A 26,120-nucleotide genomic window follows, 5' to 3' on the forward strand; every position below is an offset into this window, starting at 1 on the left:
AGAGAATGTGTTCGGGAGATTCACCAGGACCGTCACACACGGATAGTGCATCTATTTATTTGCATGAGGCCTTCTTGCGAGAGACCTTGTACCAATGAGGATAAAACTCCTGGACGACAGGGCCGTCCAGCCGCAGCGCATGACAGCCCTCGAGCTGAAAAGGCCGCTTCGTGAGGTCGGCTTCCGCCTGGCGCCGGACATTGGCCATGGTTTGCACCGCCACGGTGGGCAGTACATACGACAGTTCGGTCATGTGCGTACAGCCGGCCGTCCTGCCGAAATGGTCTTTCACCTTCTGGCGGAAGTTGCGCAGCAGGTTCATGCCGATGAGGTCGCGGTAGTCGGGCGTGATGGCGGAGCAGACTTCGCCGTATGGCGCCGCGTCGTATGCCGCCACGGCGTCGGTGATGCTGAACTCCTTGTCTATCGTGATGCGCAGGTGCATATGATGCACAGGAGTCCCCGCAAGGTGCATGTCGCCGTTCCTTTTCGGGAAATCGTAGGCCTTGACGTCGACGAGCTCGGCTTCGAGATCCCACAGTCCGTCTTTACGGGCATACGAACTCACTCGTATTGAACGAGTGTGCATAGGTTCGCGTGCGGCATCGGGCGGCGGTAGCGGCATGTATGAACGATGAATATTGCGTAAAACCCGCTAAGTATAGCGCAGTGTCCTGACGGCATTGAGGGGTCGGACCCCGTATGGGGTCCGACCCCATGGCAAGTTCCGGAAAGGGGTCAGGCCCCGTACGGGGTCCGACCCCGGCGTTTATCGGTCTGACCCCAGCGTTTATTGGTCGGCCCCATGAGGAACCCGTCCCAGAAGGCGGCGTATGAGTTCGGTGGAGAAACCACGCGACGCCATGAAGCGGAACTGCCTCGCGTAGTCTTTGGCGTCCTGGGGCGGCCGTCCGAATTTCTTTTCCCATATGAGCGAAGCGCGTTGCTGTTCGGTGTCCTGCAAGCGGTGCTCCATGTCTTGGATGACGCTGTCGGACAGACCGTGCTGCCTGAGCTCCTGAACGATACGCTGCGTACCCTGGCGAGGCGCCCGCCGATTGAGCAGGCTTTGCGCGAAGCGTTCGTTGGACAGCCAGTTTTCGCGTTCGAGCGTATCGAGCAGGGCGTCGAGCTCGTCAGGATCTTGCGCATGAGGTGCGAGCTTGCGCTGCAGTTCCCGGCGGGAGTATTCGCGCCGGGAAAGAAAACCGATGGCCCGGGCCTTCAGTGAAGGTCCCGGGCGTGGCGAGGGGCCGGAATCGGCGTCTGACAAGGTTTCGAACTCGTCGTCGCGATGCATGGCGCCCCCCTTAGCGTTAACAGGCCTGGTGCTTATTCGCCGTCTTCAGGGGCGTTGGCTACAGCCCGGGCGACTGGCGCGGCGTGGGCTACTACACCCAGCTGTTCGCGGACCCTGTTTTCGATTTCGAAGGCCATTTCAGGATGCTCTTTCAGGTATTCGCGCACATTGTCCTTGCCCTGCCCGATACGTGTGCCGCTGTAGCTGAACCACGCCCCGGCCTTGTCGACGATGCCCGCCTGAACGCCGAGATCGATGATTTCGCCTTCGCGAGAAATGCCGGCGCCGTACATGATGTCGAATTCGGCTTGCTTGAACGGCGGCGCAACCTTGTTCTTGACGACCTTGACCCGCGTTTCGTTGCCGATGACTTCGTCGCCCTTCTTGATGGCGCCGATGCGGCGGATGTCGAGGCGCACGGACGAGTAGAACTTGAGCGCATTGCCGCCCGTGGTGGTTTCGGGGTTGCCGAACATGACGCCGATCTTCATGCGGATTTGATTGATGAAGATGACCATGCAGTTGGCGCGCTTGATGGTGGCGGTGAGCTTGCGCAGGGCCTGGCTCATGAGGCGTGCCTGCAGGCCCGGCAGGGAATCGCCCATGTCGCCCTCGATTTCGGCCTTGGGCACGAGCGCCGCCACCGAGTCGATGACGATGAGGTCGATGGACCCCGAACGCACCAGCGCATCGGTGATTTCGAGCGCCTGTTCGCCCGTGTCCGGCTGGGAAATGAGCAGGTCGGACAAGTTGACGCCCAGCTTGGAGGCGTACTGGACGTCCAACGCGTGTTCGGCATCGATGAAGGCGCAAGTGCCGCCGATTTTCTGCATTTCGGCGATGACCTGGAGGGTCAGCGTTGTTTTACCCGAGGATTCGGGACCATAGATTTCGATGACGCGGCCGCGTGGCAGACCGCCTACGCCAAGGGCGATATCGAGCCCGAGCGAACCGGTGGAGACGACCTGGATGTCGTGTTCGACCGAGTTGTCGCCATAGCGCATTACCGAGCCTTTGCCAAACTGCTTTTCAATTTGGGATAAGGCGGCGGCCAGCGCTTTGCTGCGCTCGCCGGCGGCTTTGCTGTTTTTGTCGTCCATGTAGCGGTCCTTGACAGGTATATGGGAATTGATAGACATGCGCCCAGGGATCGCGAAACCGCCGGGGAGCGTTGAACTCTGAGATTATTGCATCAAATTATACTGTATATAAACACAGATAACAGTCCCTGGGAAGTTGCATCGTAATCCCTGACTGTTCAAGCCCTGCCTGAAGTGCCACAATGCCTTGAATACGTCTCAGAGTGGCGGAACACGATATTCACAACGTCAACGCAGGCCGACATGCATATTTTAATTGCCGAGGACGACAGTATTCTTGCCGATGGACTTTCCCGTTCACTGCGCTACGACGGGTACGCCGTCGACGTGGTCAGCGACGGTGCAGCGGCGGACTCGGCGCTGCAGCTGCAAAGCTTCGACCTGCTCATTCTCGATCTCGATCTTCCACGCATGCACGGCCTAGCCGTGCTGCGCATGCTCCGCCAGCGCTCCACCCCCATCCCGGTACTCATCCTCACGGCTTCCGACACCGTCGAGCAACGGGTCACCGGCCTGGACCTCGGCGCCGACGACTACATGGCCAAGCCGTTCGCGTTGTCCGAGCTCGAAGCCCGGGTGCGTGCGCTTACCCGCCGCAGCGCGGGCACCTCGTCTACCCTGCTCAAGTACAAACGCCTCACTTTCGACCTCAATGGCCGTATTGCACGCATCGACGACCAGCCCCTGGAACTTTCCGCGCGCGAAACCAGCCTGCTTGAAATCTTCCTGTCGCGCTGCGGCCGCATGATCAGTAAAAATCAATTCGTGGACCTTTTGTGCGAATGGGGCGAGGAAGTCACTCCCAACGCCATCGAGGTCTACATTCACCGCCTGCGCAAGAAGATCGAGCCGGGCGGCGTCAAGATCGTCACTGTACGAGGCCTGGGCTATTGCCTCGAACCGGAATCCCGTAGCGACACGATCGCCGCATGATTTCTGGCAAGGCCTTGCCGGCATGCTGATCGACCCGAAGATTCTCAAGGATACAAGCACGCAGGCCGCTGAAAGCGGCCGGGTATCCGGGCTGTTCCGGCGCAGGCGCGGCAACCGCGCGCTCCTGAACAAAATCATGATATGGATGTTCGGGCCGCTGTTTCTGCTCTGGACCATAGGCCTGGTCATCACTTACTTCATTGCGCAAAACATTGCCAACGCACCCTACGACCGGGCCCTGGCTGATCATCTGCGCATGATCAAGCATGAAATCGAACAGCAGAGCATCCTCGGCGGCATCACCCTGCCCGCTTCCGCCATCAACATTCTGCATGGCGATCCCGGCCATCTGGTGCATTGGGAGATTCGCGACGCCAACGGAAATTCGCTGGGCGGCAACAGCAGCATCCCCTTGCCCGACAACTGGACTTACGACGATGGCAAGATCCGCATGCGCAATGAGACCATAGACAAACACAGTGTGCGTGTCGCATACGTCTGGGGCGGCAAGGACGCGGACGGCATGCCTTTCATGACGGCCGTCGCACAATCGAACGAAATGCGCGCCACCCTGCAGCAGGAAATCCTGACAGGCATGCTCACGCCGCAGCTCATCGTCCTTCCCCTCGCCGCCTTGCTTGCCGGACTGGGGCTGACACAAGGCCTGGAGCCGCTGAACATACTGCAGGAACGGATCCGTGCCCGCCGCGCCAACGACATGTCGCCCATCAGCGCCGAGCTTGCCCCCTCGGAAATCGTGCCGCTGATCGCCGCCATGAACAGCCTGCTCCACCGCTTGGCCCACACCCATGAAACGCAGCGCCGCTTCGTGGCGAATGCGGCGCATCAGCTCAAGACGCCTCTGGCGGGAATGCGGACGCAGGCCGAACTCGCGCTGCGCGAACGCAGCCCCGAGAAGCTGAACGCCAGCCTCGAGCAATTGGTGCGCGGATCCGAACGTGCGACACGGCTGGTCAATCAGCTTCTGACACTGGCACGGGCCGAAAGCCCCGACAGCCCGCACCGCCGGCTCAGCGAGCAAGTCGACCTGAACCGGCTGGCTGAACAAATATCGCTGCATTGGGTGGACGCGGCGCTCAAGAAACGCATCGACCTCGGATTCGAACGCTCCAGCGTTGCCATGACCATCACCGGCGATGCCCTGATGCTGGCGGAATTGCTGAACAATCTGATCGAAAACGCCCTGGTGTACAGCCCGCCGGGCGGCTGGATCACCGTCCGCGTCGGCGGCGACCCCCTGTCGGCCTACATCGAGGTCGAGGACTCGGGGCCGGGAATTTCCCCGGAAGACAAGTCCAGGGTATTCGATCGCTTCTATCGTGTCCTGGGAACCGATACCGACGGAAGCGGCCTGGGCCTGTCCATCGTCAAGGAAATCGCGGAACTTCACGAAGGCAGCGTCGAATTCATGCCCACCGGCAACCGCCTGGGGAAGAAAGGCGGGACCTGCCTGCGCGTCACCTTCAACCGGCTGATACCGCCGATGCCGGCCCCCAGCCACGCTGCCGCGCACTGAGATCGATTTACTTACAAAAAAAACCCTCCCGCCCGCCGACCGTCAGCTTGATGTCAGCTGGCTCAAATAATTTACGCTGGCCGAGACGTGGATTCCACGCTGCGCAAATAAACAATATCGGATCTCGAAAGACCACACATCAGGAGGCATCATGAACAGCACCACCACCGTCGCACAGTCCGGTGCCGCATCCGTGGGGGCCCCGGCAGCGACCAACCGGCCCATGACCCCCGAGGAGCGGCGAGTCATCTTTGCGTCCTCTCTGGGCACCGTTTTCGAGTGGTACGACTTCTATCTCTATGGTTCGCTTGCAGCCATTATCGCGGCCCACTTCTTTTCGGGCGTCAATCCCACGGCCGGCTTCATCTTTGCACTGCTCGCCTTTGCGGCGGGCTTTGCCGTGCGGCCGTTCGGCGCCCTGGTTTTCGGTCGACTGGGCGACATGGTGGGCCGCAAATACACGTTTTTGATCACCATCCTGATCATGGGTCTTTCAACCTTCCTGGTGGGCGTCCTGCCCTCTTATTCGTCGATAGGCATGGCGGCGCCCGTCATCCTGATCGTGCTTCGCCTCCTGCAGGGCCTGGCGCTGGGCGGCGAATACGGCGGCGCCGCGACCTATGTGGCAGAGCATGCGCCCCAGAATCGCCGCGGCTTCTACACGAGCTGGATCCAGACCACCGCGACCATGGGGCTGTTCCTGTCTCTGCTCGTCATCCTGGGCATCCGGACCTCGCTGGGAGAAGAGGCCTTCCTGGAATGGGGCTGGCGCATCCCCTTCCTGATCTCGGTCGTGCTGCTGGGCATTTCCGTGTGGATACGCATGCAGCTGAACGAATCGCCCGCCTTCCGCAAGATGAAGGAAGAAGGCACAGGCTCGAAGGCCCCGATCAAGGAGTCGTTCGGCAAATGGAGCAATCTGAAGATCGTACTGCTGGCCCTGTTCGGCCTGACCGCCGGCCAGGCCGTGGTGTGGTACACGGGTCAGTTTTACGCCCTGTTCTTTCTGACCAAGACACTGGCGATCGAAGCCAATACGGCCAACATCATGATCGCCCTGGCTCTGTTGCTGGGCACGCCGTTCTTTGTGGTGTTCGGCGCGCTATCGGATCGAATCGGCCGCAAGCCCATCATCATGGCGGGCTGCCTGGTCGCCGCCTTGGCTTACTTTCCCGTCTTCAAGGCAATCACCCATTTTGCCAATCCCGCGCTCGAACATGCGCAAGCGACGGCACCGGTCACGGTCATCGCCGATCCGGCCACTTGCTCCTTCCAGTTCAATCCGGTCGGCGTGTCTTCCTTCACCAGTTCCTGCGACATCCTGAAGGCATTCATGGCGGGCAATTCCGTGAACTATGCCAACGAAAAGGCGCCGGCCGGCAGCATCGCCAAGGCACGCATAGGCAATGACGAGTTCCTTTCCTTCGAGGGCAACGCACTGAGCAAAGCGGATTTCGCCGCCAAGTCCGCCGAACTGAAGAAGTCCTTGACCGATGCGATCCGCAGTCACGGATACCCCGCCAAGGCTGACCCCTCGCAAGTAAACTATGTCATGGTCGTGCTGCTTCTGACTTTCCTGGTCATACTCGTCACCATGGTCTACGGCCCCATTGCCGCCATGCTGGTGGAAATGTTTCCGACCCGCATACGCTACACCTCGATGAGCCTGCCCTACCACATCGGCAATGGCTGGTTCGGCGGTTTCCTGCCGCCTGTGGCATTTGCCATCGTGGCAGCCACCGGCAACATCTACCATGGACTCTGGTATCCCATCATCGTCGCCGTCATGACCCTGGTCATCGGCGTACTGTTCGTACGGGAAAGCAAAGACAACGACATCAACAACTGAAAACGGCTTTCAGGCAATATTCAGACTAAAGGCATAGAATTCAAGTCGTAGAAAGAGCTGCTAGAAAGAGCTGCCCTTCCCGCCGCGCCTAACCTATCCCCCTGGTATGCACGTCGGAAAAGCTCTTTTTATCGCCTGTGTCATGCCTCCCCGCGAGCCTTATCATGGCGTGACACTGTGTGCTCCACTGGCCCGATGCTCCGGCAATTCGGGCCTTTTTTTTGCCGCCGGGAAGTGGGAGGGGTCAGACCCCTTACGGGGTCTGACCCCATAACTCTTTGCGCTGGGGTCAGACCCCGTACGGGGTCTGACCCCATAATTCTTTGCGCCGGGGTCAGACCCCGCATGGGGTCTGACCCCCCAAAAGACCTCAAGCAAATGCGCTTACAATCGTTCCTCATCTTTCCCGGGCCGCCGACCGTTCGGCAGCGGCCCCTGTAGCAGCCTTAACTCAAGAAGACACGACAGCATATGTGGTTCAAGAATCTCAGGATATTCCGCCTGGCCCCTTCCTGGTCATTCACGGCAGACGCCCTTGAAACGGCGCTGGCAAAGCAGGCGTTCCAGCCGGGCGGCAACCGGGACATGCAAAGCCTGGGTTGGGTCAGCACGCGCGAGGACTCCGGCCTGGTGCATGCGCTGGACGGCCAGTACTTGCTGACCTTGCGTGCCGACAAGAAGCTGCTGCCCACCACGGTCGTCAACCAGTTCGCCAAGGCCCGTGCGCAGGAAATCGAAGAACAGCAAGGCTTCAAGCCCGGCCGTCGGCAAATGAAGGAAATCAAGGAACAGGTCACTGACGAGCTCCTGCCCAAGGCTTTCAGTGTGTATCGCGATACCCGCGTCTGGATCGACACGCGCAATCACTGGCTCGTCGTGGACGCAGCGGCAGCGGCCAAAAGCGACGAAGTGCTGGGCGTGCTGGCAAAGAGCCTGGATGCGCTCCCCGTGGCTCCTCTTTATGTGGAGCAATCGCCCGCCGCCGCAATGACAAACTGGCTGGTCGGCGATGAAGCGCCGGCCGGCTTCTCGATCGATCAGGACACGGAATTGCGCTCCACCAGCGACAGCGGCGCCGCCGTGCGCTATGTTCGCCAGAGCGTGGAAATCGACGACGTGCGTAAGCACGTGCAGGCCGGCAAGCAATGCACGCGTCTTGCGCTGACCTGGGCGGACCGGGTTTCTTTCGTCCTGACGGAAGGTCTGGACATCAAGCGCGTCAACCCTTTGGACGTTCTGAAAGAAGGCCAGGAAACAGCCGCCCTGAACGAATCGGAGCAGTACGATTCCGATTTCGCGCTCATGTCGGGCGAGCTGTCGCGCCTCATCGCGGATCTGGTGGAAGCCCTGGGCGGCGAGAAAAAGGCGTAGCCGCCGTCAATCCACGCCGTGGAAAATGCTGTCGTCGGGTCCGATATGCGATGGCGGGCTCCAGGTGACATCGCGCAGCGAATGCTGGACCAGGTTCTCCACGCCCAGCAGCACGGCGAAAATCGCCATCCGAACCGGTATGCCGTTGTCGGTCTGACGGAAAATGGCCAGCCGGGAGTCGTGATTCAGGTCCACGCTCAAGTCATTGGCCCCTTCCCTGCTGTCGCGCGGCAGGGGGTGCATGACGATCACGTCCGGCTTGCCGACCTTGTCGATGATGGCCTTGTTGACCTGGAAGTCCGATGTATAGCCTTCGAGCTCCTCGGCGGCAAAGCGCTCTTTCTGGACCCGCGTGGCATAGATCACGTCGGCGCCGGCCAAGCCTTCTTCCAGTGAATACGTTTGTTCGATCACGTGCCCACGAGTGCCCGTCTGTTCGAGAATGTAGTCGGGCATTTCAAGACCGCGCGGAGAAACCAGAGTGAACTTCAGGCCGCGGTACAGGGACAAAAGCTTGATCAGCGAGTGCACGGTGCGCCCGTACTTCAGGTCGCCCACCAGGGCGATGTGTGCGCCGTCGAGCAGTTTTCCAAGACGGGAAAACTCGGTCAGGATGGTGTAGAGGTCAAGCAGCGCCTGGCTGGGGTGCTCGCCTGGACCGTCGCCCCCATTGACGACCGGAATATTGGTTGCCTGCGCAAATTCGGCCACCGATCCTTTCTCGGGGTGACGTATGACCATGGCGTCGACATACCCGCTCATGACCCGGCTGGTGTCATAGATGGACTCGCCTTTGGCCATCGATGAAAAAGTGAAGCCCGTGGTATCGCAGACGGATCCGCCCAGACGGCAGAACGCAGCGCCGAAGCTCACGCGGGTACGCGTGCTGGCTTCAAAAAAAAGATTGCCCAGCACAGCCCCTTCCAGCACTCGGGAAACCTTTTGTCGCCGGGCGATCGGTTGCATCTGGTCGGCAATGCGAAAGAGCTCTTCGACCGATTCGCGCGAAAACTGATCGACGGAAAGCAGTTGGTGCTTGCCATCAGCCGCGATGCGATTGCGTAGCGGCCCCGACTGTGCGCTTTGCGCATATTTCTGCAATAAGGCCTCGTTTTCGATGATCTCCGTCACGAAGCGGCCAACCACTTCAGGCATGGCCCGGAACTCCTGCGAGCCCTCCGGCAGCAGCCAGGTATCGAGCGCGCGCCGCTTGACGCCTATACGGCCCGCAAACACGTCGCGTGTCAGATTGAGGCGGCGCATGGCGTCGCGCAGAAATACCTGTTGGGAGACAGACATATCGAAATCCTAGAAATATACGCAGAGCGTATATTTTAATTTGGAAACAGACATGCTCTACATCTTTTCACCGCATCCGATGAAAATACAACATCAATAGAAGAATCCGCCAACGCTGAAGGTGAACCAGCATGCGGCGACGAAAGCCATCATGCTCAGCCCGTAGGCGAGCATGATGCAGAACATGGGGAGCCAATGGGTGCGCCGGACGCGGCCCGACACCGCCTGGCCCAGCAAGCTGGCAAGCGCCGGATAAGTCCACAGCAGCCCCAGCGCCGCCAGCGTCAGGCCGGCCAGGTATGCGGCCAATGGCCAGCGCAGCCATTGCAGTTCGATGGCGCTTTCGAAGATGCCCAACGAACAGAAAACAAGCAGCAGCACGCCCAGCCCATTGATCCAGGCAAGGAACTTGAACCCAAGGGAGAACGTCGCGCTCAGCGAGTCCAGCGCGCGAAAACGCGTATATTGATTGTTATCCATTTAATTCTCGACCCCGCTCGATACGACACTACGACATCATACGCGCCTGGCCCATTGAAAACGGCACCGCAGCGGTGCCGTTTTCAATGGGCCAGGCGTCGATTCCTTATCGGGCCGCCGGCGCCGCCCCGCCGATGGCGCCGGTACCGGTACCGGCACCGCTCGCACCGGCTTCCCCGGGCGGTACGCCGGCGATGGCCCGAGCAGCCGTCGTGGCGTTTTCTTCGGTGCCCACCGCGAAAATCAGCTGCCCGGACGTCACCGGCGTGGAATAGCCCGGTACCGCCAGCAAAGTACGGCCCACGACCAGCGCCAGACGCTTGTTGGGATTCTGCGTCGTGGCATCGGCGACCTTGGTCTTGCCTTGCTCGCTGAGCTCAAGGGCCAGCAGGCCGTCGCCCTGCTTGTTCGACCCGGCCTGAACACCGCTCAGGTCGGAGCGCGTAATGATGGGTTGCGGGTTGACGTACAAGGTGCCCGACTGCAGGTTGACGGGAGTCCAGCCGGTCTGTTCAGCCGTATCGGCGATATAAACCGCCACCGGGGCGCCTTGCTCTTGTGCGGGTGCGCCGGCCTGCGGCATGGTCGTCGCGGGTTCGGGCTGCGCTGTCTGAGGCGCCGTTGCCGGCTGCGCGGCCGGCTCGGTTGCGGCGGTGCTCGGGCCTTGCGTGGTTTGGCATGCGGCGAGCAGCACCAGACTTAGCGGCGCGATGAATTTGCTCAATTGGCGTACGGTGTGCATTGTTATACCCCCTCTGCTGCTTTATCTAAGATGCGAAAAGTTTAACAGCTAGCAAGGTAAAGCTACGTCAATAACTGACAAAATGTACGAAGACGTAGGCCGATGTGGCATTTGCCTATTGAAAGCCTCCCGCCCGCACCTGTATGGCGACCTCGTCGCGCACGCGGCCTTGCGGGTCGATGAGCTCTATACGATGCCTGCCTGGGGAAGGCAGCCATTCCAGCAGGTCTCCCCGGCCCACGAACCTGCCATTGACGCGCCAAGCCAGATCGCCCGCATGGCGTCCCGCTCCCCCCAGGCGGAAGATGCTGCGCTGGCGCGAAATGGGAATGTCCGGATCCAGCGCCAGTATCGTTCCGTCGGCCGGCGCGGCGATGCGTACGGGCCCGGTCTCTGCATTGTCCTGCGCTCGAGCCAGCCTGACCTCAGTGACCGCCGTATCCCCAAGAAAGTAATCCTCGCGCGCCGGCTCGATCCCTTCCTGGAAACGGACATGTGCCTGATGGACGGAGGCGGGCATGGACGGCTGAATGCTGGGTGCGCCGCGATGCAGATAAGTGATGAGCTCATGCCATATGGGGCCCGCCCCCGATACGCCGGACACCTCACGCATGCTCACACCCGTGCTGTTGCCCACCCACACGCCCACGGTATAGCGCGACGACCAGCCTATGCACCAGTTGTCGCGCATGTCCTTGCTGGTGCCCGTCTTGACGGCGGTCCAGAACGGCGTGGACAAAGGACTATCGAACCCGAAGGTACGGGCCCGCGCCTGCCGGTCGGAAAGCATGTCGCCGACGATCCAGGCGGCGCCTTCGGACATCACCCGCTTCGGACTCGCCTCATCGTGGACGCCGCCAATGTACCGAGGCTTGGAATACATGCCGCCCCGGGCCAGCGAACGATAGGCATTGGCCAGGGAAAGCAGGCTGACGTCGGCGCTGCCCAGCGCCAGGCTGTAGCCGTAATAATCGCCGGACTGGTCCAGCGGCAGGCCCAGCGCCACAAGACGGCGTGCAAAGACTTCGGGCGTCACCATCATCAGCGTCCTGACCGCCGGAATATTGAGCGAGGAACCCAATGCGCTCCGTACGCTGACCCAGCCGGAAAACCGCTTGTCGTAATTCTGCGGAATGTACAGACCGTTTCCCGTGGGAAGATCCACCGGGCCATCGTCCAGGAGCGACACGGCGGTCAGGCGCTCCTGCTCCAGGGCTTGAGCGTACAGAAAAGGCTTCAAGGTCGAGCCGGCCTGCCGCAGTGCGCGCGCATGATCGACGCGCGCCGCGCTGGAAAAATCGCCCGATGAGCCCACATAGGCCAGTATGCCTCCGGTGTGGTTGTCGAGCACGACCACGGCCGCATCGCGGACATTGGCGTCGCCCAGGGCGAGCAGGTTCCTTTCTATGGCGGATACCGCCATGCGTTGCAGATCTGCATCCAGGGTCGTGCGGACCATCGCCCCGGGCTCGCCGGCACCCGATCCTCCCAGCACAAGACGCGCGAAATGAGGCGCCAGCCCGGGCGCATCGGCCCATGCGGCCGACCTGCGCCCCAAGGCCAGGTCGACAAAGTCGGCCAGGCTACCGCATTCGTCCGGCGACCCCATTTCGGTCAGCAACCCACAAGCCCTGCGTACAAGGACGGCTCGCGACGCATTGGGGCCGCGCAACAGCACCGCGGCCAAGGCGGATTCGCGCGCATCCAGTCCGCTGGGCGCCTTTTGAAAGAGTACGCGCGCCAGTGCATCGACGCCCACGAGCTCACCACGGAAAGATGCGAGATTCAGGTAAGCCTCGAGAATCTGCGGCTTGCTCCATTCCGCTTCGAGCTCGAGCGCCGCGTAGGCCTGGCTGATTTTCTGCATGATGCTCCGACCGCCCGGTCCGCGCCGATAATGATCGTCGATGAAGCCCAAAAGTTGCATGCTCAGGGTCGACGCGCCCCGGCGGCCCTCTGAGACCAGGTTGCCCCATGCCGCCGACCATACCGCGGGCCAGTCCACTCCCGCATGGTCATGGAAGCGGCGATCCTCGGACAAGATCACCGCCCGCTGCAATGCCGGCGAGATATCCTCCAAGCGCACCCAATCGCCGCGCCGCTCGTGGAAATCCGCCCTGACACGCTCCACAACGCGCCCTCGATCATCCAGGATCAGCGCGTCGGAGGCGCGATAGCCCTCCCTTACGCTTTGATACGATATCTCGGCCCAGGACGAGCTGCAAAGGCAGGCGCCCAGCATCAAGCCCCAGGCCAGGACACGCCTCATTGGCCCTCCCGCTCCGCTACGACGGCCATGCCGCCTATATTGGGCAGTTCTCCAAAGACATCCGGCTGGTACATGGCTTCAGCCCGAGTGGCAGGCAGCTGGAACTGACCGACGGTGTTCAGCCTGACCGTATATTCCATCGTGGTTATGCCGGCCGGCAGATAATCGAAGTACGCGCGGTAAGAATCGAAGCCGCGCTCAACGAACCTTGGCTGTATCGATCCCGGATCCGCCTGTTCACCCTGCACGCTGATCACCGAATCGCGTCCGAGTCCATCGCCCAGAATGCTGGCGCCCGCGGGAACCGGATCCGTCACCACCGCCCACACCGTCGGCATCCGCGATCTGATCCGGATACGCACGCGGTATACGTCTCCCTTGGTCCAGGCGCCCGGGACCGCTTGGCTGACCGGCTCAACCTGCCGTGTCAATTCATAGCCCGACATGATGGGCTTGTTGACCGGAACGGCAGCCGTGGCACGCAATACGGCCCATGGATTGCCCGAACCGCGCTGCGTCAACTGCAGCACATCCGTCGCCGAGGCCGTCCAGGGCTCGAAGAAATCGAAGGATTGTGCGCCATCCTCCGGGCGAGCCTGAGGCCAGTCCAGCGTCTTCACTTCTTTGCCGGACGCCATGCCGACCTGCAGGCGACCGGTCACCGGCACGCTTTCGAAGCGGCGCGAGAATTTCTCGATGGCGAGTCCACCAAGCAGATTGGCCGTGGTCGTGCGCCACGCCCCCTTGCGCTGCAGTCCTAGTAATCCCTGCGCGACCAGAGGCATGTCGGACCGCCACTCGCTACGATCCGCGGCCACCAGTATGAGCTTGGCCAGATTCGTCTCGGGGCCGACCATCAGCCACCATGGATCAGCTTGCTCCGGCTCCCCGAAGACCAGTCCCGTGCCGGTTTCCAGCATCCTCGCGCGCAGGATCTTGCGCGCGGTCTGCAGCGCCTTTTTCTGATCCGGCATGCCCGGCACACGCTGGATGAGCGCCATCCAGTCGAGCACCGCGGAAGTGGGCCAGCGGTCCGGCGCAACATCGATGCTGCCCAGCATGCGGGGCCGCACGAGCTGATATCTGGACAGTGCCTCCAGCGCGATCAGCTTCCGGATATCCAGATCACGCTGAGGGGACCAGCGGTTGCGGGTGATCTTGCCTTGGACGAAGTCCAGCAGGCCTTGGGTCATCCGCTTGCGCAAGCCGTCCGGAATCGCGAACTGCAGGCCCAGTCCCTGCGCTTCATGGCTGGCGGAAAGCAAATAGGCGGTCAGGACTTCATTGCCTTGGCGCGCCCCCGGGAAATAGGACACCAGCCCATCCGGATCGATGTAGTCCGGCAGCCGCTGCATGAGCGCATCCCATGCCTTGCGATCCTTGAGGCCAATGGCGCGCGAACCGCTTTGTTCAAGGCAGGTGTAGGGATAGGCCTCAAACCATTCCCGTACCCCCGGCAAGCCGCCGGCCAAGGAGCTCTGGACATGAATGCTCAAGCCGCCGCGAGCCAGGCCGTCAGCGCCGGCCAGCGCGCCTCGTGGCGGTGCAACCGGAATCGCGACCGCCGGCTTTCCGGCTTCAAGGGACAGCAAGCTGGCCTGCTGTGTGCGCACAGGCACCGCCGGCTGCAGGCGCTGGCTTACCGCCAGCCGGTCGCTTGCAAGCGGCGCGTCGCCGGCGGCCTCCGGCGCACTGCGCTGTTCCTGCGCCGCAAGCGTCCAATCAAGCTGCACGGCATCTTCCGGCGCATTGCTTTCCGGTGCCCGCACAGGCCATGAGACAGAGCGCGCCATGCCGGGTGCCAGATCGACCTGCTGCGCGGGCAGCGTTTCGAATGGCACGCCCTGGCCCGTATAGGAAGCCTGCACCTGGACCTTCATTGCGCGGCGCGTGGTATTGCGGATCGTCACACCGGCCTGGTATTGATCGCCCTCCCGGACTAGGGCCGGCAACCCTGAAATCACTTGCAGGTCCTGTGTGCTGACCAGGCTAGACGTCCCCATGCCGAAACGCGAAACGCCATGATCGGCGATCGCCACCAGACGAAAGCGCGTGATCGAATCATTAAGCGGCAGATCCAGGCTTGCCCGTCCGTTTTCGTCTGTTTCGACCGACGGCTGCCAGAGCAGCAGCGTATCGAGCAGCTCACGCGTGGGACTCTTGCCGCCACCGCCCCCGGCCGGCAGCGCCTTGCGTCCGAAATGCCTGCGTCCGACCACTTGCATCTGGGCGGTAGCCGTTTCGACACCGTAGCTTCGTTTTTGCCGCAAGGCATCCAACAGATTCCAGCTCGGGTTGGGCGCCAGTTCCAGCAAGGCTTCGTCGACAGCGGCGAAGGCGACGCTGGCATGCGCCGCGGGCCGCCCATCCGGCAAGGAAACGGCTATCGATATCCGTGCCTTGTCCCGGACCTGGTATTCGGGCTTGTCGGCGCTTACGCTGACCTTGAGCTGGTCGGCATCATCCGAAACATTGATGGACGCCAGACCGAAACGGAAGGCGGGCTTGGCCAGGTCCACGAAAGGCGTGGGCGGGGCATAATTGCGGCCGGCCTCGATAAAGGACTCGTACCAAGCCCTGGGTTGCCTCCATCCCCAGTCAAGAAAGCTGTGCCATGGCAACTCGCGCAGGCGTCCCCGCAAGGCCAGCACCGACACATAGACATTGGGACCCCAATGGTCCTGTATGGGAATACGCAGAGTCGGATCGCTACCCTGCAGGCTCACGACTTCGGTATGCAGCACGCCTTCGCGCTCGACCGCCACCAGCGCGGTCGCGTGCCGGAACGGCATGCGCACCTGGAACTGGGCGACTTCGCCCGGCCGCCAGGTTTTCCGCAACGGAATAATATCGATCCGGTCATCATTTTCGCCGCCGAACCACAAGTCGGCGGAGCCCGTCACCCAGACTGTCGTGGCGGCCTTGGAAACCCTGCCGTTCCCGTCCTCCACCCGTGCAATCAATTCGACGGAACCGGCATCCTTCAACTCGATGAGGCAGTCGAACTCGCCCGTGGAGCGTGTCTTTCCGGTGCATACGTCACCCAGTTCCCGGGTGACCGTATGGTTGTCGTAGCTATAGAAGCCGCCCACCATTCGCTTACGGGTCGAAAAGGTCTTGCGCGAAACCGCGGAAATTACGATGGGCGCATCAACGGCCGGCTTGCCATCGATGGTGAGCGCCAAGCCGCCGACACGGGCCGGTGTTCCCGCCTGCAGCCAATTGCCCGCCCGTATGCCCGCCTGCAGTGCGGCAGGCCATACCGGTACGACCTGAGACAAAGTCTGCACCTGCCCATTGGGATCGGCATATCCCACTTCGAACACCAGCTCGGCCGGCTTCTCGATGGCGGGCAGGCTCTCTATGCCCAGGCGTCCACCGCCTTGCGCATCCAGTGTCATGGCTTGCTTGTCCAGGAAGAGCGCCTGCTTGTTTTCGCCCGCCGCCTCATCGTCGTCGCCGTCGTTCTCGCGCGGCGGCGCAAAGGAATAGTCCTCGCGATCCGGAAAATGTACCCAGCGGTCACGCATCATGCCCGAAACGCTGACCGGTAGCCGGCCCGCCGGGCCACCCGAGACATAGGACACCTGCACATCCGCATCCAGGCGCTTGGGTGCCACCAACGCCCCATCGGACTCCCCGCTGATTTTCAAACTGCCCGTAAGCAGTGGCAGCTTGAATTCCTCCACCCGGAACTCGCTGCTTCCGTACCACCCTCCTTCCTTATCCGTCAGGCGTAGGGCGTAGACGCCCAGCCTGGCCGACTTGGGGAGCTCGAAGGAGTTCAGCGCCGACAAGCCGCCCGAGGCCGTGCGTCGCCAGTCCACCTTTTGCTCGTACTTTTGATCCGAGCCCTGGTGTTCGATGACAAGGCGGTCCGGCACGGCCTGGGACTCCGGCGGCAACGCAAACCCATCACGGGTCTGGACGCGCATGTAATGCTTCATGGACACCGTTTCGCCCGCTCGAAACAGGCTGCGGTCGTATACCGTATGCGTGGCGAGCGTAGGCGCGGGATTGGTGTCGGTCGGCACATTGAAGCGCCACGACTCTATGCCGGCATTCCAATCGGAGAAGGCAAACGAAAAATCGGCCTTGCCGCGCGCCAGCGCATGGTCCTGCGAAATGCGTGCCGACACGTATATGCCGCTCAGGCCGGTGCCCTCGCAGTAATCGGTGGCTGGAACCGGCTCGGGATGGTGCCAGACGCCCCGTTCGTCCGTGCGGCCTTGCGCCACTGGGCGGCCCTGGCAATCGAGCACGTTGATGTCGGCCCCCGCCACGACCTTGCCTTCGTCCAGCGTGGTCACCCAGGCGAGTATGTCGTCCCTGCCCGTTTTGACGTGCACGGCCAGATTCGTGACCAATACCGACGTACGCACGTACATCGGCTGAGCATTTTCAAGCAGAGATTGTCCGAGCCTGGCCGACTCGACTTCCAGCACGTGGAACCCCGGCTCAGGCACCGGCACCCCGATCACCTCAAAGGGCCGTGGATCTTCGGTGCGCAAGCCGGGCAGCTCCAGTACCCGGGCGCCGTCCTGCGCCCCCAGCGCCGAGAAACCGCGAACGTCGACTCCAGGCCTGTCATCCGTGGGGAGTGCCTGATCGGACATGATCGCTTCGAGTTGCTTTGCCGACCAACTGCCATACTGGAGCCGGCGGATACGGGAAAACCAGCCCAGTACATCGCGGTCGTCCTTCACGGCAAGATCGCGCAGCGTACCGGCCGATACCGTGACATCGCGCGCCGATAGGCCCGCTTCCACATTACGCAGGGTCAACGGAACGGTTGGAGGAAACTCGTCTTCGGACCCTCCCTCCGGCACATACGCAAAACGCTCCACCACCCCGAAAGAAGAAGACGAAAACTTCACCAGCGGCGGAAAAGCCGCTGTCTGAACGGTCAAGGGAAATTGATCCGCATTGGCCAACTCGCGGCCCGCGTCATCCTTCAAGCCTTGCGGCAAAGACAGCGTCAACGTGGAGAGCTCGGCGAAAGGTCCCTCGAAACGCAATTGGGAAATCCAGCCCTGATGCTCATCGGCTTCATCGATGGGAGCGGCCATTTCGCCCGAGGGCGTGGACAGCCTGACCTTGGCGGCGTCGGCCGTTGCAATGGGCGAGGAAAACGACAGCGTCAAAGGAGAAACCGGCGTGCACGGCGCCTTCGCGTTCTCGCGCAGACAACTGAAACCGGCTTTGAATGCTTCGCGCACCGTATAGTCCAGGACCCGGGCCTCGGTCCCTGCCACCGGCGCCCGGCCATTCGTCGCCGGCGTGGCAACGCCGGGACCGACGCGCAGCTGCATCTTCGCGCCCGCCGGCAACCGGCGCTTGCACTGCAAAAGCTGCCTGGACGGTGTGTCCGCCTCCTGGCCCCGCGTGTAATAAGCGGCTTTCAGGATGTCGCCGCGGTCCTGGCCGGTGATCAAGCGCACGGGTATGGACTCCCCCAAGCCCTCCACCACGCACAGGCTGTGATCGGCCACGCTTTGCCCATTGACGGCACCATTGAACTCGACCACGAAAACCTGGTCTTCATCGATGAGGTCGCCATATGGCCGGGACCCGGTCATCCGTGGACCTCCGGTATGGAAGGAAAAGCGTGTCTTTCCACCCGGCGCCTCGTTATCCGCCGTGCGATACGACGCCGGCACCGTCGCGGTGCAGCTTATGCCGGGGCCAAGGATCTCGGCGAAGACGTATGTCCAGCGCCGCGCATCCAGCCATCTTCCTTCCCCCTTCACCGCCGGGTCGTTGCACACGACTTCTACGGGGGCCGCCTGCTGGCCGCTGCCGAACGCAGCCACCGGCTGATCGAAGGCAAGCGTGACGCTTTCCACTTTTGGCGCTTCGCCCTGAGGCGAAAACTGAGTGATATGAGCTCCCCAGACAGGCGCAGCAAACAGCGCCCACACCAGCATTCCTGTTCCGATACGATGCACCCGGTTTCTCCAGACCTGATTTTCCGGCCACGATACCATCGTTCAAATGACAAGTCAGCAAACGAATACAAGGCTTTTTGCCCCGTACTTGCTAGGCAACAAGAACGACTTTGTGCAATAATTACGGGCTATCGCTTTATTTGATGCTTGATCAATAAGGCGACCCGCCCCTCTAGCTCATGCCTGGTTAGAGCAGCGGACTCATAATCCGTTGGTGCCGTGTTCGACTCACGGGGGGGGCACCAGTATTCATGCGGGTTTCCAAGAAATTGGACATCCGCATTTCTTTTGCGCTGCCAAGTGTCACTCCGCAGCCAGCTTTGCTTTCATGCGCAAGTAATCCTTGTCATACCGGGTGGCCAGCTTCAGCTTTTGAGTCTCGGCGAGAATCTTTCCGGACGTCTGGAAGAACTTCGTTTCCTCTTCTTTGAGATGGTGGTGAACGAGGTGGTATAGCTCTTTGGCCTTGGCAAGCCAGCTGCCCCCTTCATATTCTGCCTGCATTAGCTCTTCCACACATTCGTCAATTTCGTGATGCTCGGACAGCGCATGACGGGATGGATTCAGGCCCATGTCGTCCATTAAGATAGGCGCATACAGAAACCGTTCCTCAGATGCGGCGTGCGCGGCAAGCTCAATGCGCAGGTCCTCCAGGATGGCTTCCCGTTTTCCGCTTTCTGGCTTTACACGCACCAAGCTCCTACAGAGAGACCTCTGGATTTCATGGCTCTCGCGCAACGCATCGTAAATTGTCCTCATGTCGTCCTCTCGTTTGGGCTTGATATGCGCATGAGAATACCCCATCGCAATCGAACTCGGTAACGACACCACAGCCTAGGGTGTCGTTGTGCCTGATCTTCCCGGCTGCTTCTCGGCGGCCGACGAAGGCATTGATCGGGCTATTGAAAACGCTAAAGAAGCCATCGCTCTGTGGATTGAAGACTCCATCAGCAATGGCGAATCCATTCCCAAGCCGCGTTTAGTGATACCGGCGCCAGCGTTTCGCAACCGACGCCGTATCAGGGCAACTCTGCAATAATTCCACGATTTCCACATTCATTCGATGCGCCTGGTCGTGCAGAACAGCCAGGTAACACTGCAATTTTTCTCGATACCGCGGCTTCTCGCTGATAGCCAGTCGTTCCTGGACCCGCCTTTCTTTGTCCTTGATTCGTTCAAATGCCTCGATAGCGCACGCCACTTTAGATTTCCACCTCTCCATGGACTCACTCGCCTCCTCAACAGTCAATTATTCTTCGGTTGGGGCAGCGCAGATCTCAAGTGGGTCCTTTTACCCGCCGAACGGGGTGATAAATTAAGGCGAATTCACAAAAAAGTACAGGGGTTTGCCCTAGTAACATATGAGAGAGAGCAGGTAGCTCCACCGCCCCCTCCTTCGCTAAAAGAGAGGCAAGTGGTAGGCTGTGTCGAGTATTACACCATGCTTAAAAGCTCGTACGCTTCGCTTCCGTCCTCTGGCTGCCCCTCGCGACTCCATCGGCCCCACCTGATAACTGCCTGTGTCCGGCTAGTCACAGTGGAATATCCACGCCAGGGGAAATGGGGGCTCGCTTCTGGATCGCATTCGGTTATGAACACCAAGTGACCGCTTTGTGTTGCGTATACTCCAGGCCTGTTATTAGTAGGAGAAGGGGTATGGCATCGAACTTGCCGAGATGCACGGGCGGATGTGGTCGAAAAAACGTCAATTTTTCAAGCGCCTACAATGAAGGCTTAACCAAGGAGCCTTATGTTGGAATTTCAGCCCGGAGCTCGGGCATATCTATCGGAAATTAGAGCCCTGTCAACAGACAAGGACGACAAAGTTGTGTTCGTTGGACTGACCGCCAAGGAGTCAGCCTGGTATGCGAACTACCTCGAGGAATCATTCAGCGGAACTGCCGACCGATCTGAAGGGCCTCAGAACAAGTACCTTGCCCTACAGGACAGGCATGAGGCGGCTCGACAGGCTGCAATAGCCAACGAGACCCACAGCCCCAACGGGGACGCTCCGATCCGATAGCGATCAGTTCGGTTGCGCAATGCCCCCGAACTATGGCGCTGCTTAAGCAATAGGCAGCGCCATATCACTAGATGTCCCGCCCGCCCCACCCCATCCCGCAACATACGAGTATGGATTGCCGAAACATCGCTGCAACGGGGCCGCTACTGTGACGGCGAGTCGTCAGGGTTTCCTCTGGTTTGACAGGAAATCTGGCAGATTTAAAAATATTTCACTTTTTGTCAGATATATAAACATTCCCCCGGTATGTCAACCCTCTAGGAACAGACATCATGAACAGCATGCTACGGCGCGCAGTGCTCTTGATCCCCGCCTTTTTGCTTACGGCTTGCGCAGTCAGCTCGAAGGACACAGTAATAGCGCCCGAAAAGCGCTCCGGCGGATTTCTAGGCCTGAGCACCACGAGTGACATCGAAGTCGATACACCCAAGGCATTTGCTGGGGTCCAGAAGATTGTGATTGGTGGCTTTAAAGTCGGCTTCAATCAAAGCAAGCGTCTACAGAAGAAAGCCGGAGGAATACTTTCTGGTGGCTTTGGCGGCAAGTCAACAGGCTTAGTCAAACTCGATGGCGTAAGCCCTGCGGTTCATCAACGCATAGCGGACGAAGCCCATCAAAAATTTGTCCAGGCCCTCACCAGTAAAGGCTATGAAGTTCTACCTCGTGAAGCGTTCACCTCCAGCACGGCTTACGCGGGCACGAAGGAATACGACTTCCCATATGAGCACGATCAGTCCGGCATCCTGTCTTCCTACGGCGTCGGCACCTTCTACTCGCCTTCGCAAATAGGCTCCAAGCAACCCGTGTTCCTTGGCGAGATCCAGGGCGTGACCGGCGGTATTGGCCATTCGAACCCAATGAATGCCGTCGCCAAATTTGGTGAGCAAACCGGCGCCCATGTCATCAACGTTGTCTACCTGGTCGATTTCGCTGGTGCGGGCGGCCACGCCGGCACCACCTTCAGCTCTCTTGATGTCGGCCAGGTAATGTCGGTCGACACCGGGCTTATCGGGATCGGCAGCGGCTACATGAGCACTTTCAGCAGCAATGTCGGCAAGCTGACGTTGGGCCAACCGATCGGTTCGGAAATTGCCTTTGCCGAGATCGAAAACGCCACATCATCGGCCGAAGCCGGCCTTGAAACAGCCGCCAATGTGTTCTCCGCCTTGCTTGGAGGAGGCACAAACCAAACACGTGAATTCGTGTTCCATGCCGATTCTGAGAAATACGCTCAAGCAGCGCTCGATGCGCTCGGTAAAGCCAACATCGCCCTGACAAACAAAATGGCCGAATTGCGCTGACTGGGGAGATAACTGGAGCGGAAAGCGATTCCGGGCCAACCGGAGAATGCTCTATTTGGGGCTGGCGCCGGCAAGGCTTTTAATCTCTGCGAGTTCCCGCCTCAGGACTTCCAGATCTTCTTGCTCATGCGCCAATTTGCGCTCGAGCTTCTTCACCTTGTCGAAGCGTCCTTCCTCTTCCTTTTCGCGCATGTCTTCGAGAATGTCATCGATATCGTCCTGCTTCTCGGCAATCTCTTCTTCCTTGTCAGAGATAAGCCCTGCGTCCGTGCAATGATTCCGTGCTGCTGATAGCGCTCGCTCGAGGCCTCTTATGCGGTTCTGATTGCCGGACTCTTTCGCGTGCTGGATCTGGGTTTCGATTCCGGCAATCTTCTGAGCACAGGCTGGACCTGACGCCAGCGCAGGACCGGACAAGCCGAGCGCTAAAGAAAAAACTACCACGTGTTTTATCGTCATGGCCGTACCCGAGTTGTGTCGACCAGAAGATACTACCTTACGGAAGCCATAGAAGACAAAAGTCCCGCCATATTTCGATCGCGAGGCTTTAAAACTTTGGGCTGACTTCTCGACAGCGATCACCATCAAAGACCGCGCGGTATCGGCCACGGTGACGATCAGAGTAAGCCCAACATCATCGTCGATATCGGCTTGCCTCCCTTCTCATAGGCATCAGGATGATATCCCGCCAACTGCGCTTGCGGTTATCCACTGAACGATCACAACGAGATCGCCTGACCATGCCCCTTCCAGTGTGACGATCCACAGAGACAATTCGATGGCCGAGTGCTATCGTAAAACCATGAAATCGGGTTCAACGATAGCCATCGGGATTGCGATTGGCGTTGCTATAGGCGTCGCCATGGATAATATTGCGAGCGGGATCGGAATAGGCCTTGCGCTCGGCATCGCGTTTTCGCTTGCCATGAAAAAATAACCGCCATCCCCGGAAGGTTCCGATCACCTATGCGGTGTTGCAGCGAACCCGCTTGACGTCGTGGCTCACTTACAAGCTCATCCGAGCTTCCGGCGAACTCCAGCGGATCGTCATCGACTGGATACTGAAGTCCCAAATATCATCGATACGCCTCTACCACGACCCCATGCGTCACAGTGGGTTCCAGACGGTCGATGTTGAGCGTACCGAAATTATTATTGGCCTCCCAGATATCGTAGTCGTAGTCGGCGCGCACGGTGGGAATCGACTTCAGCACATCGCCATGACGGAATGCCCCGAAAGCCCCTTCCGGATCGGTGTCCCCGGGCGTCTGCTTCCAGACCTTGTTGTCGAACTGAAAGTGGATCGCGCCCATTAGCTGCTGTGGATTGCTGTTCTGGTATTCGATCGCGCCCCGCAACTGATCGCGCACGATCGACGAATCAGGATTGTTTGTGCGCGATGCTCCGATTTCCGTAAAGAGGATGGGCAATTGGTAGCGTTCCCAAGTTTGCTGCACCCAGCCTTTTCCGGTCCCTTCTGCATTCACGAAAAGATAGGTCGCGTCGTTGTACGTTTGCGGGCAGAGCATCAAGCGACTCCGGTAACTCGCCATACGCGGGTCATTCACCAATTGGTCAAATGCCTGCCAGGACGGCATCTCGCTGCGCTTGGCAAAAGTCACCGGCACGCCCACCGGTACGCTCTTGCTGAACTTGAGCGCGTCGGCTTCCTGAAGGAAGCGCTCAACCAAGCCGATGGCGTTCTGGTAGTATCTGCCCCCTTCCTCCTGGTCCAGCTCGTTCGAAATGATCACGCCCGCGATCGCAGGATGCCAGTCATTGTTATCGCGATTGCCAAAGTTGCCGTGGCGGAAGTAGTTTGGCACCTCTTTGTCCCAGGTATCTGGGCCTTGGGTAGGCAGCCAGTTGCTGATCGGTACCACCACCTTGATACCCAGGTCGTGTGCGTGGTCCAGGAACTGGCTGTGGTCGTTGCGAGGGTCCCAATCATAGAGCCGGATCAGATTGATGCCCATGTCCTTGATCGTCTTCATGTCATTTCGGCAAGACGGCTCGCAGCTCTGCGACAAGTACGATTGTGTCCCCCACAGCGAACCCATCTGTCTGCGTGCGATATCGCTGCCAAAGTACAGATAGGTGGTGTTGGAGGTGGAAGGATCGTAGCCGGCGCCGAAAGCCTGGTACGCCGTTCCCTTCCCCGGGAATGGGAAGCGACTGAACGTGCCCGAATCTATCAGCAGCACCGGCTGGTTGACGGATTCCAATGCGCCATGCTGCTCGCCCAGGAGAGACACCGCATAGCGCAATACGCCGGAATCGGCATCGTATTCCGGCATGTCGAGCGTGAGGAAATACACTTTGAGAGCGCCGCTCGCGGTCGTGCCAACTAGGGCGGCATTGGGCGAGCCGTCGGCGAAGACATGCGGCCACTGCGAGAAGAACTGCGACATGGGGCGGCTGTCGGAATAGGTGCCCGGTGCATTGTCGACCCAGAACATGTTCTCGCCGGCCTGCGTCATCATCAACACATGTCGGCCGTTAGCACCTGGCTGCAGGCTGGCCTGCGCGGCGTACTGCACGTACGACGACACCTCAATGTCGTCTTCCGCATTATTCAATACGTTCAGCGAAACATTCGAGAAGGCCATCGAGAGCGACAACGGGCCTTCGACGGTGTCATTCAAAACGCGCACCTGAAAACTGACCATGTCCGTGGCCTGGTCGTAAAGAGGGCGGGACAATGTCAAGTAGAGGCCAGAAACCTCTGTGCTGCCTTGAGGACGAAACTGCAGCGTCGCATTGGGGTTGACTTTCTCGTACGCCTGCAACCAGCCATTGCCCAGGTACTCGGAAAGCGGCAGTCTACCGCTTTCGCTGTGTGGCCGGTCGGCGTACCATAATGCATCCTTATGCAGCTTTCTGAGGGTGAGCGTACCGTGTACGGGCCGCCCGCCCGGGTTTTCATCCAAAGCCAGTTCGCCGCTCGCCGCGACGAGCATGTGGATGCGGTTGGCGTAGCTGCTGGATCCGCCCCCGTCGGAAATGTCATTACTGCCACTTGAGCCACCGCCGCAGGCAGCCAGCGCGGCGCAGACCAACACAACCACGGCTTGAGAAAACATACGTATGAGCGACATGTTTCTGTTCCTTATTATTGTGGTGATCGCCTCTGAAAGCGCGCATTCGCAACGGGATCACGGGGGACAGTCCCGTTCCAAGCTGAATTAGCCAAATATCCTGCGCAATATCTCATCCGCCGAATATCGGCTACCTGAGTATGCTACACCCGTAAGTATTTGTGTCAAACTGAAAATTCATACAGTTATCCCTCCCGCGCGTATGGACGCCGGCGTGCAGCCCGCCGGACGAGGATAATCGGGTACCTTGAACAAAAAAGGTCGAGCCCAATGTCTCAAAGGGCTCGACCTTGTCCGATTGCTCTATCTGCCCGCCAACTCTCAGGCGGGCGGAGCGATCAAATCACTTGAATATTGGACGCTTGCGGGCCTTTCTGCCCTTGCGTTGCCACGAACGAAACTCGCTGGTTCTCTTCGAGGCTTTTATGCCCGGTGCCTTGAATCTCGCTGTAGTGAGCGAAGAGGTCCTTGCCACCCGACTCGGGCGAAATAAAGCCGAAGCCTTTGTCGTTGTTGAACCACTTCACGATACCGATTTCTGTTTTCAATGTATGTCCTAAGTAGAAGGGAAAAGTATCCCCGCGCACACTATGCGTGCTGGGGCACTATAAAGCCAGCACTGTTACAAATTACGCAAGGCAACCCTGATTTTCAAGGGACGTGCGAATAGAGCATTGGACTTTTCCATTCTTTACATGGCAGCACTTGCCATTGCGTAGGGGTTGCCGCATGATTGTCACATTATGTCACTTGATTTTGTCCCCTATCTGTTTTATGCCGCCGGAGCGACGCTGGGCATAGTGCTATGGTGGATACGGCACCGGGACTAGGCGATGGATCACCGGCAAAGAGGCCCGGCGACGCGGGTCC

Annotated in this window: 18 protein-coding genes, 1 tRNA gene and 1 pseudogene; 8 read left to right on the forward strand and 12 right to left on the reverse strand. The window is 59.9% G+C overall.

From position 1 onward, the window contains the following. Window positions 1-55 precede the first annotated feature (55 nt). From ACSBPU_RS11970 to recA, 3 genes are all read right to left on the reverse strand, one after another. Entirely contained in the window at window positions 56-625 is a 570-nt protein-coding gene (locus ACSBPU_RS11970; protein ID WP_442592350.1) for a DUF2889 domain-containing protein, read from the reverse strand. A 165-nt stretch (window positions 626-790) separates the two neighbouring features. After that, window positions 791-1,300: a recombination regulator RecX gene (recX, locus tag ACSBPU_RS11975; RefSeq protein WP_442592351.1), complete on the reverse strand. Its 510-nt coding sequence runs from the start codon at window positions 1,298-1,300 to the stop codon at window positions 791-793. Between the two features lie 32 nt (window positions 1,301-1,332). Beyond that, window positions 1,333-2,400 (reverse strand): recombinase RecA, encoded by a 1,068-nt coding sequence (gene recA / locus ACSBPU_RS11980; protein WP_442592352.1) that lies wholly within the window; start codon window positions 2,398-2,400, stop codon window positions 1,333-1,335. Window positions 2,401-2,643: 243 nt separating this feature from the next. Between recA and ACSBPU_RS11985 the strand changes: the two genes are divergently transcribed. The 4 genes from ACSBPU_RS11985 (at window position 2,644) to ACSBPU_RS12000 (ending at window position 8,090) form a co-directional block, all read left to right on the forward strand. Further along, the gene (locus ACSBPU_RS11985; protein WP_442592353.1) at window positions 2,644-3,333 is read left to right on the forward strand and encodes a response regulator; all 690 of its coding nucleotides are present in this window, start codon (window positions 2,644-2,646) and stop codon (window positions 3,331-3,333) included. A 145-nt stretch (window positions 3,334-3,478) separates the two neighbouring features. Beyond that, window positions 3,479-4,870, forward strand: a complete 1,392-nt coding sequence (locus tag ACSBPU_RS11990) for a sensor histidine kinase (RefSeq protein WP_442598327.1) — start codon at window positions 3,479-3,481, stop codon at window positions 4,868-4,870. 223 nt (window positions 4,871-5,093) lie between these two features. After that, entirely contained in the window at window positions 5,094-6,719 is a 1,626-nt protein-coding gene (locus ACSBPU_RS11995) for an MFS transporter (protein WP_442598329.1), read from the forward strand. A 471-nt stretch (window positions 6,720-7,190) separates the two neighbouring features. Continuing rightward, a complete protein-coding gene (locus tag ACSBPU_RS12000; RefSeq protein ID WP_442592354.1) occupies window positions 7,191-8,090 on the forward strand; it encodes a recombination-associated protein RdgC in 900 nt (299 codons plus the stop codon). A 6-nt stretch (window positions 8,091-8,096) separates the two neighbouring features. On the opposite strand, the gene ACSBPU_RS12005 is transcribed toward ACSBPU_RS12000, so the two are convergent. The 5 genes from ACSBPU_RS12005 to ACSBPU_RS12025 all read right to left on the reverse strand — a co-directional run bounded on the left by ACSBPU_RS12005 (window position 8,097) and on the right by ACSBPU_RS12025 (window position 18,828). Continuing rightward, complete coding sequence (locus ACSBPU_RS12005; protein WP_180071265.1) at window positions 8,097-9,389, reverse strand: aspartate carbamoyltransferase; 1,293 nt, start codon at window positions 9,387-9,389, stop codon at window positions 8,097-8,099. Between the two features lie 93 nt (window positions 9,390-9,482). Beyond that, on the reverse strand, window positions 9,483-9,869 hold the full coding sequence (locus ACSBPU_RS12010; protein ID WP_180071264.1) for a hypothetical protein: 387 nt from the start codon (window positions 9,867-9,869) through the stop codon (window positions 9,483-9,485). A gap of 106 nt (window positions 9,870-9,975) precedes the next feature. Further along, window positions 9,976-10,611 (reverse strand): SecDF P1 head subdomain-containing protein, encoded by a 636-nt coding sequence (locus ACSBPU_RS12015; protein ID WP_442592355.1) that lies wholly within the window; start codon window positions 10,609-10,611, stop codon window positions 9,976-9,978. Window positions 10,612-10,726: 115 nt separating this feature from the next. Then, complete coding sequence (pbpC, locus tag ACSBPU_RS12020) at window positions 10,727-12,880, reverse strand: penicillin-binding protein 1C (protein ID WP_442592356.1); 2,154 nt, start codon at window positions 12,878-12,880, stop codon at window positions 10,727-10,729. Next, entirely contained in the window at window positions 12,877-18,828 is a 5,952-nt protein-coding gene (locus tag ACSBPU_RS12025) for an alpha-2-macroglobulin (protein ID WP_442592357.1), read from the reverse strand. Before ACSBPU_RS12025 ends, pbpC begins: the two co-directional genes overlap by 4 nt. A 166-nt stretch (window positions 18,829-18,994) precedes the next feature. Here ACSBPU_RS12025 and ACSBPU_RS12030 point away from each other — a divergent pair. Further along, window positions 18,995-19,073, forward strand: a tRNA-Ile gene (locus tag ACSBPU_RS12030). Window positions 19,074-19,131: 58 nt separating this feature from the next. Here the strand turns inward: ACSBPU_RS12030 and ACSBPU_RS12035 are convergent. Beyond that, window positions 19,132-19,587, reverse strand: coding sequence for a hemerythrin domain-containing protein (locus ACSBPU_RS12035; protein ID WP_442592358.1), 456 nt, complete (start codon window positions 19,585-19,587; stop codon window positions 19,132-19,134). An 88-nt stretch (window positions 19,588-19,675) separates the two neighbouring features. On the opposite strand from ACSBPU_RS12035, the pseudogene ACSBPU_RS12040 reads away from it, so the two are divergent. Continuing rightward, window positions 19,676-19,798, forward strand: a pseudogene (locus ACSBPU_RS12040) (type II toxin-antitoxin system HicB family antitoxin); the annotation flags it as partial. Between the two features lie 1,325 nt (window positions 19,799-21,123). Further along, the gene (locus ACSBPU_RS12045) at window positions 21,124-22,152 is read left to right on the forward strand and encodes a hypothetical protein (protein WP_442592359.1); all 1,029 of its coding nucleotides are present in this window, start codon (window positions 21,124-21,126) and stop codon (window positions 22,150-22,152) included. Window positions 22,153-22,203: 51 nt separating this feature from the next. Here the strand turns inward: ACSBPU_RS12045 and ACSBPU_RS12050 are convergent, their stop codons facing one another. Beyond that, entirely contained in the window at window positions 22,204-22,761 is a 558-nt protein-coding gene (locus ACSBPU_RS12050; protein ID WP_442592360.1) for a DUF1090 domain-containing protein, read from the reverse strand. A gap of 169 nt (window positions 22,762-22,930) precedes the next feature. Between ACSBPU_RS12050 and ACSBPU_RS12055 the strand changes: the two genes are divergently transcribed. Next, the gene (locus ACSBPU_RS12055; protein ID WP_442592361.1) at window positions 22,931-23,089 is read left to right on the forward strand and encodes a hypothetical protein; all 159 of its coding nucleotides are present in this window, start codon (window positions 22,931-22,933) and stop codon (window positions 23,087-23,089) included. A 139-nt stretch (window positions 23,090-23,228) separates the two neighbouring features. Here ACSBPU_RS12055 and ACSBPU_RS12060 read toward each other — a convergent pair whose 3' ends face one another. Next, window positions 23,229-25,250 carry a hypothetical protein gene (locus tag ACSBPU_RS12060; RefSeq protein WP_442592362.1) on the reverse strand — a complete coding sequence of 674 codons (2,022 nt, stop codon included), beginning with the start codon at window positions 25,248-25,250 and terminating at the stop codon, window positions 23,229-23,231. 338 nt (window positions 25,251-25,588) lie between these two features. Further along, entirely contained in the window at window positions 25,589-25,798 is a 210-nt protein-coding gene (locus tag ACSBPU_RS12065) for a cold-shock protein (RefSeq protein WP_442592363.1), read from the reverse strand. Window positions 25,799-26,120: the final 322 nt, after the last annotated feature.

Source organism: Parapusillimonas sp. JC17 (genome assembly GCF_052180245.1).
In the GTDB taxonomy this organism is placed as follows: domain Bacteria; phylum Pseudomonadota; class Gammaproteobacteria; order Burkholderiales; family Burkholderiaceae_B; genus Parapusillimonas.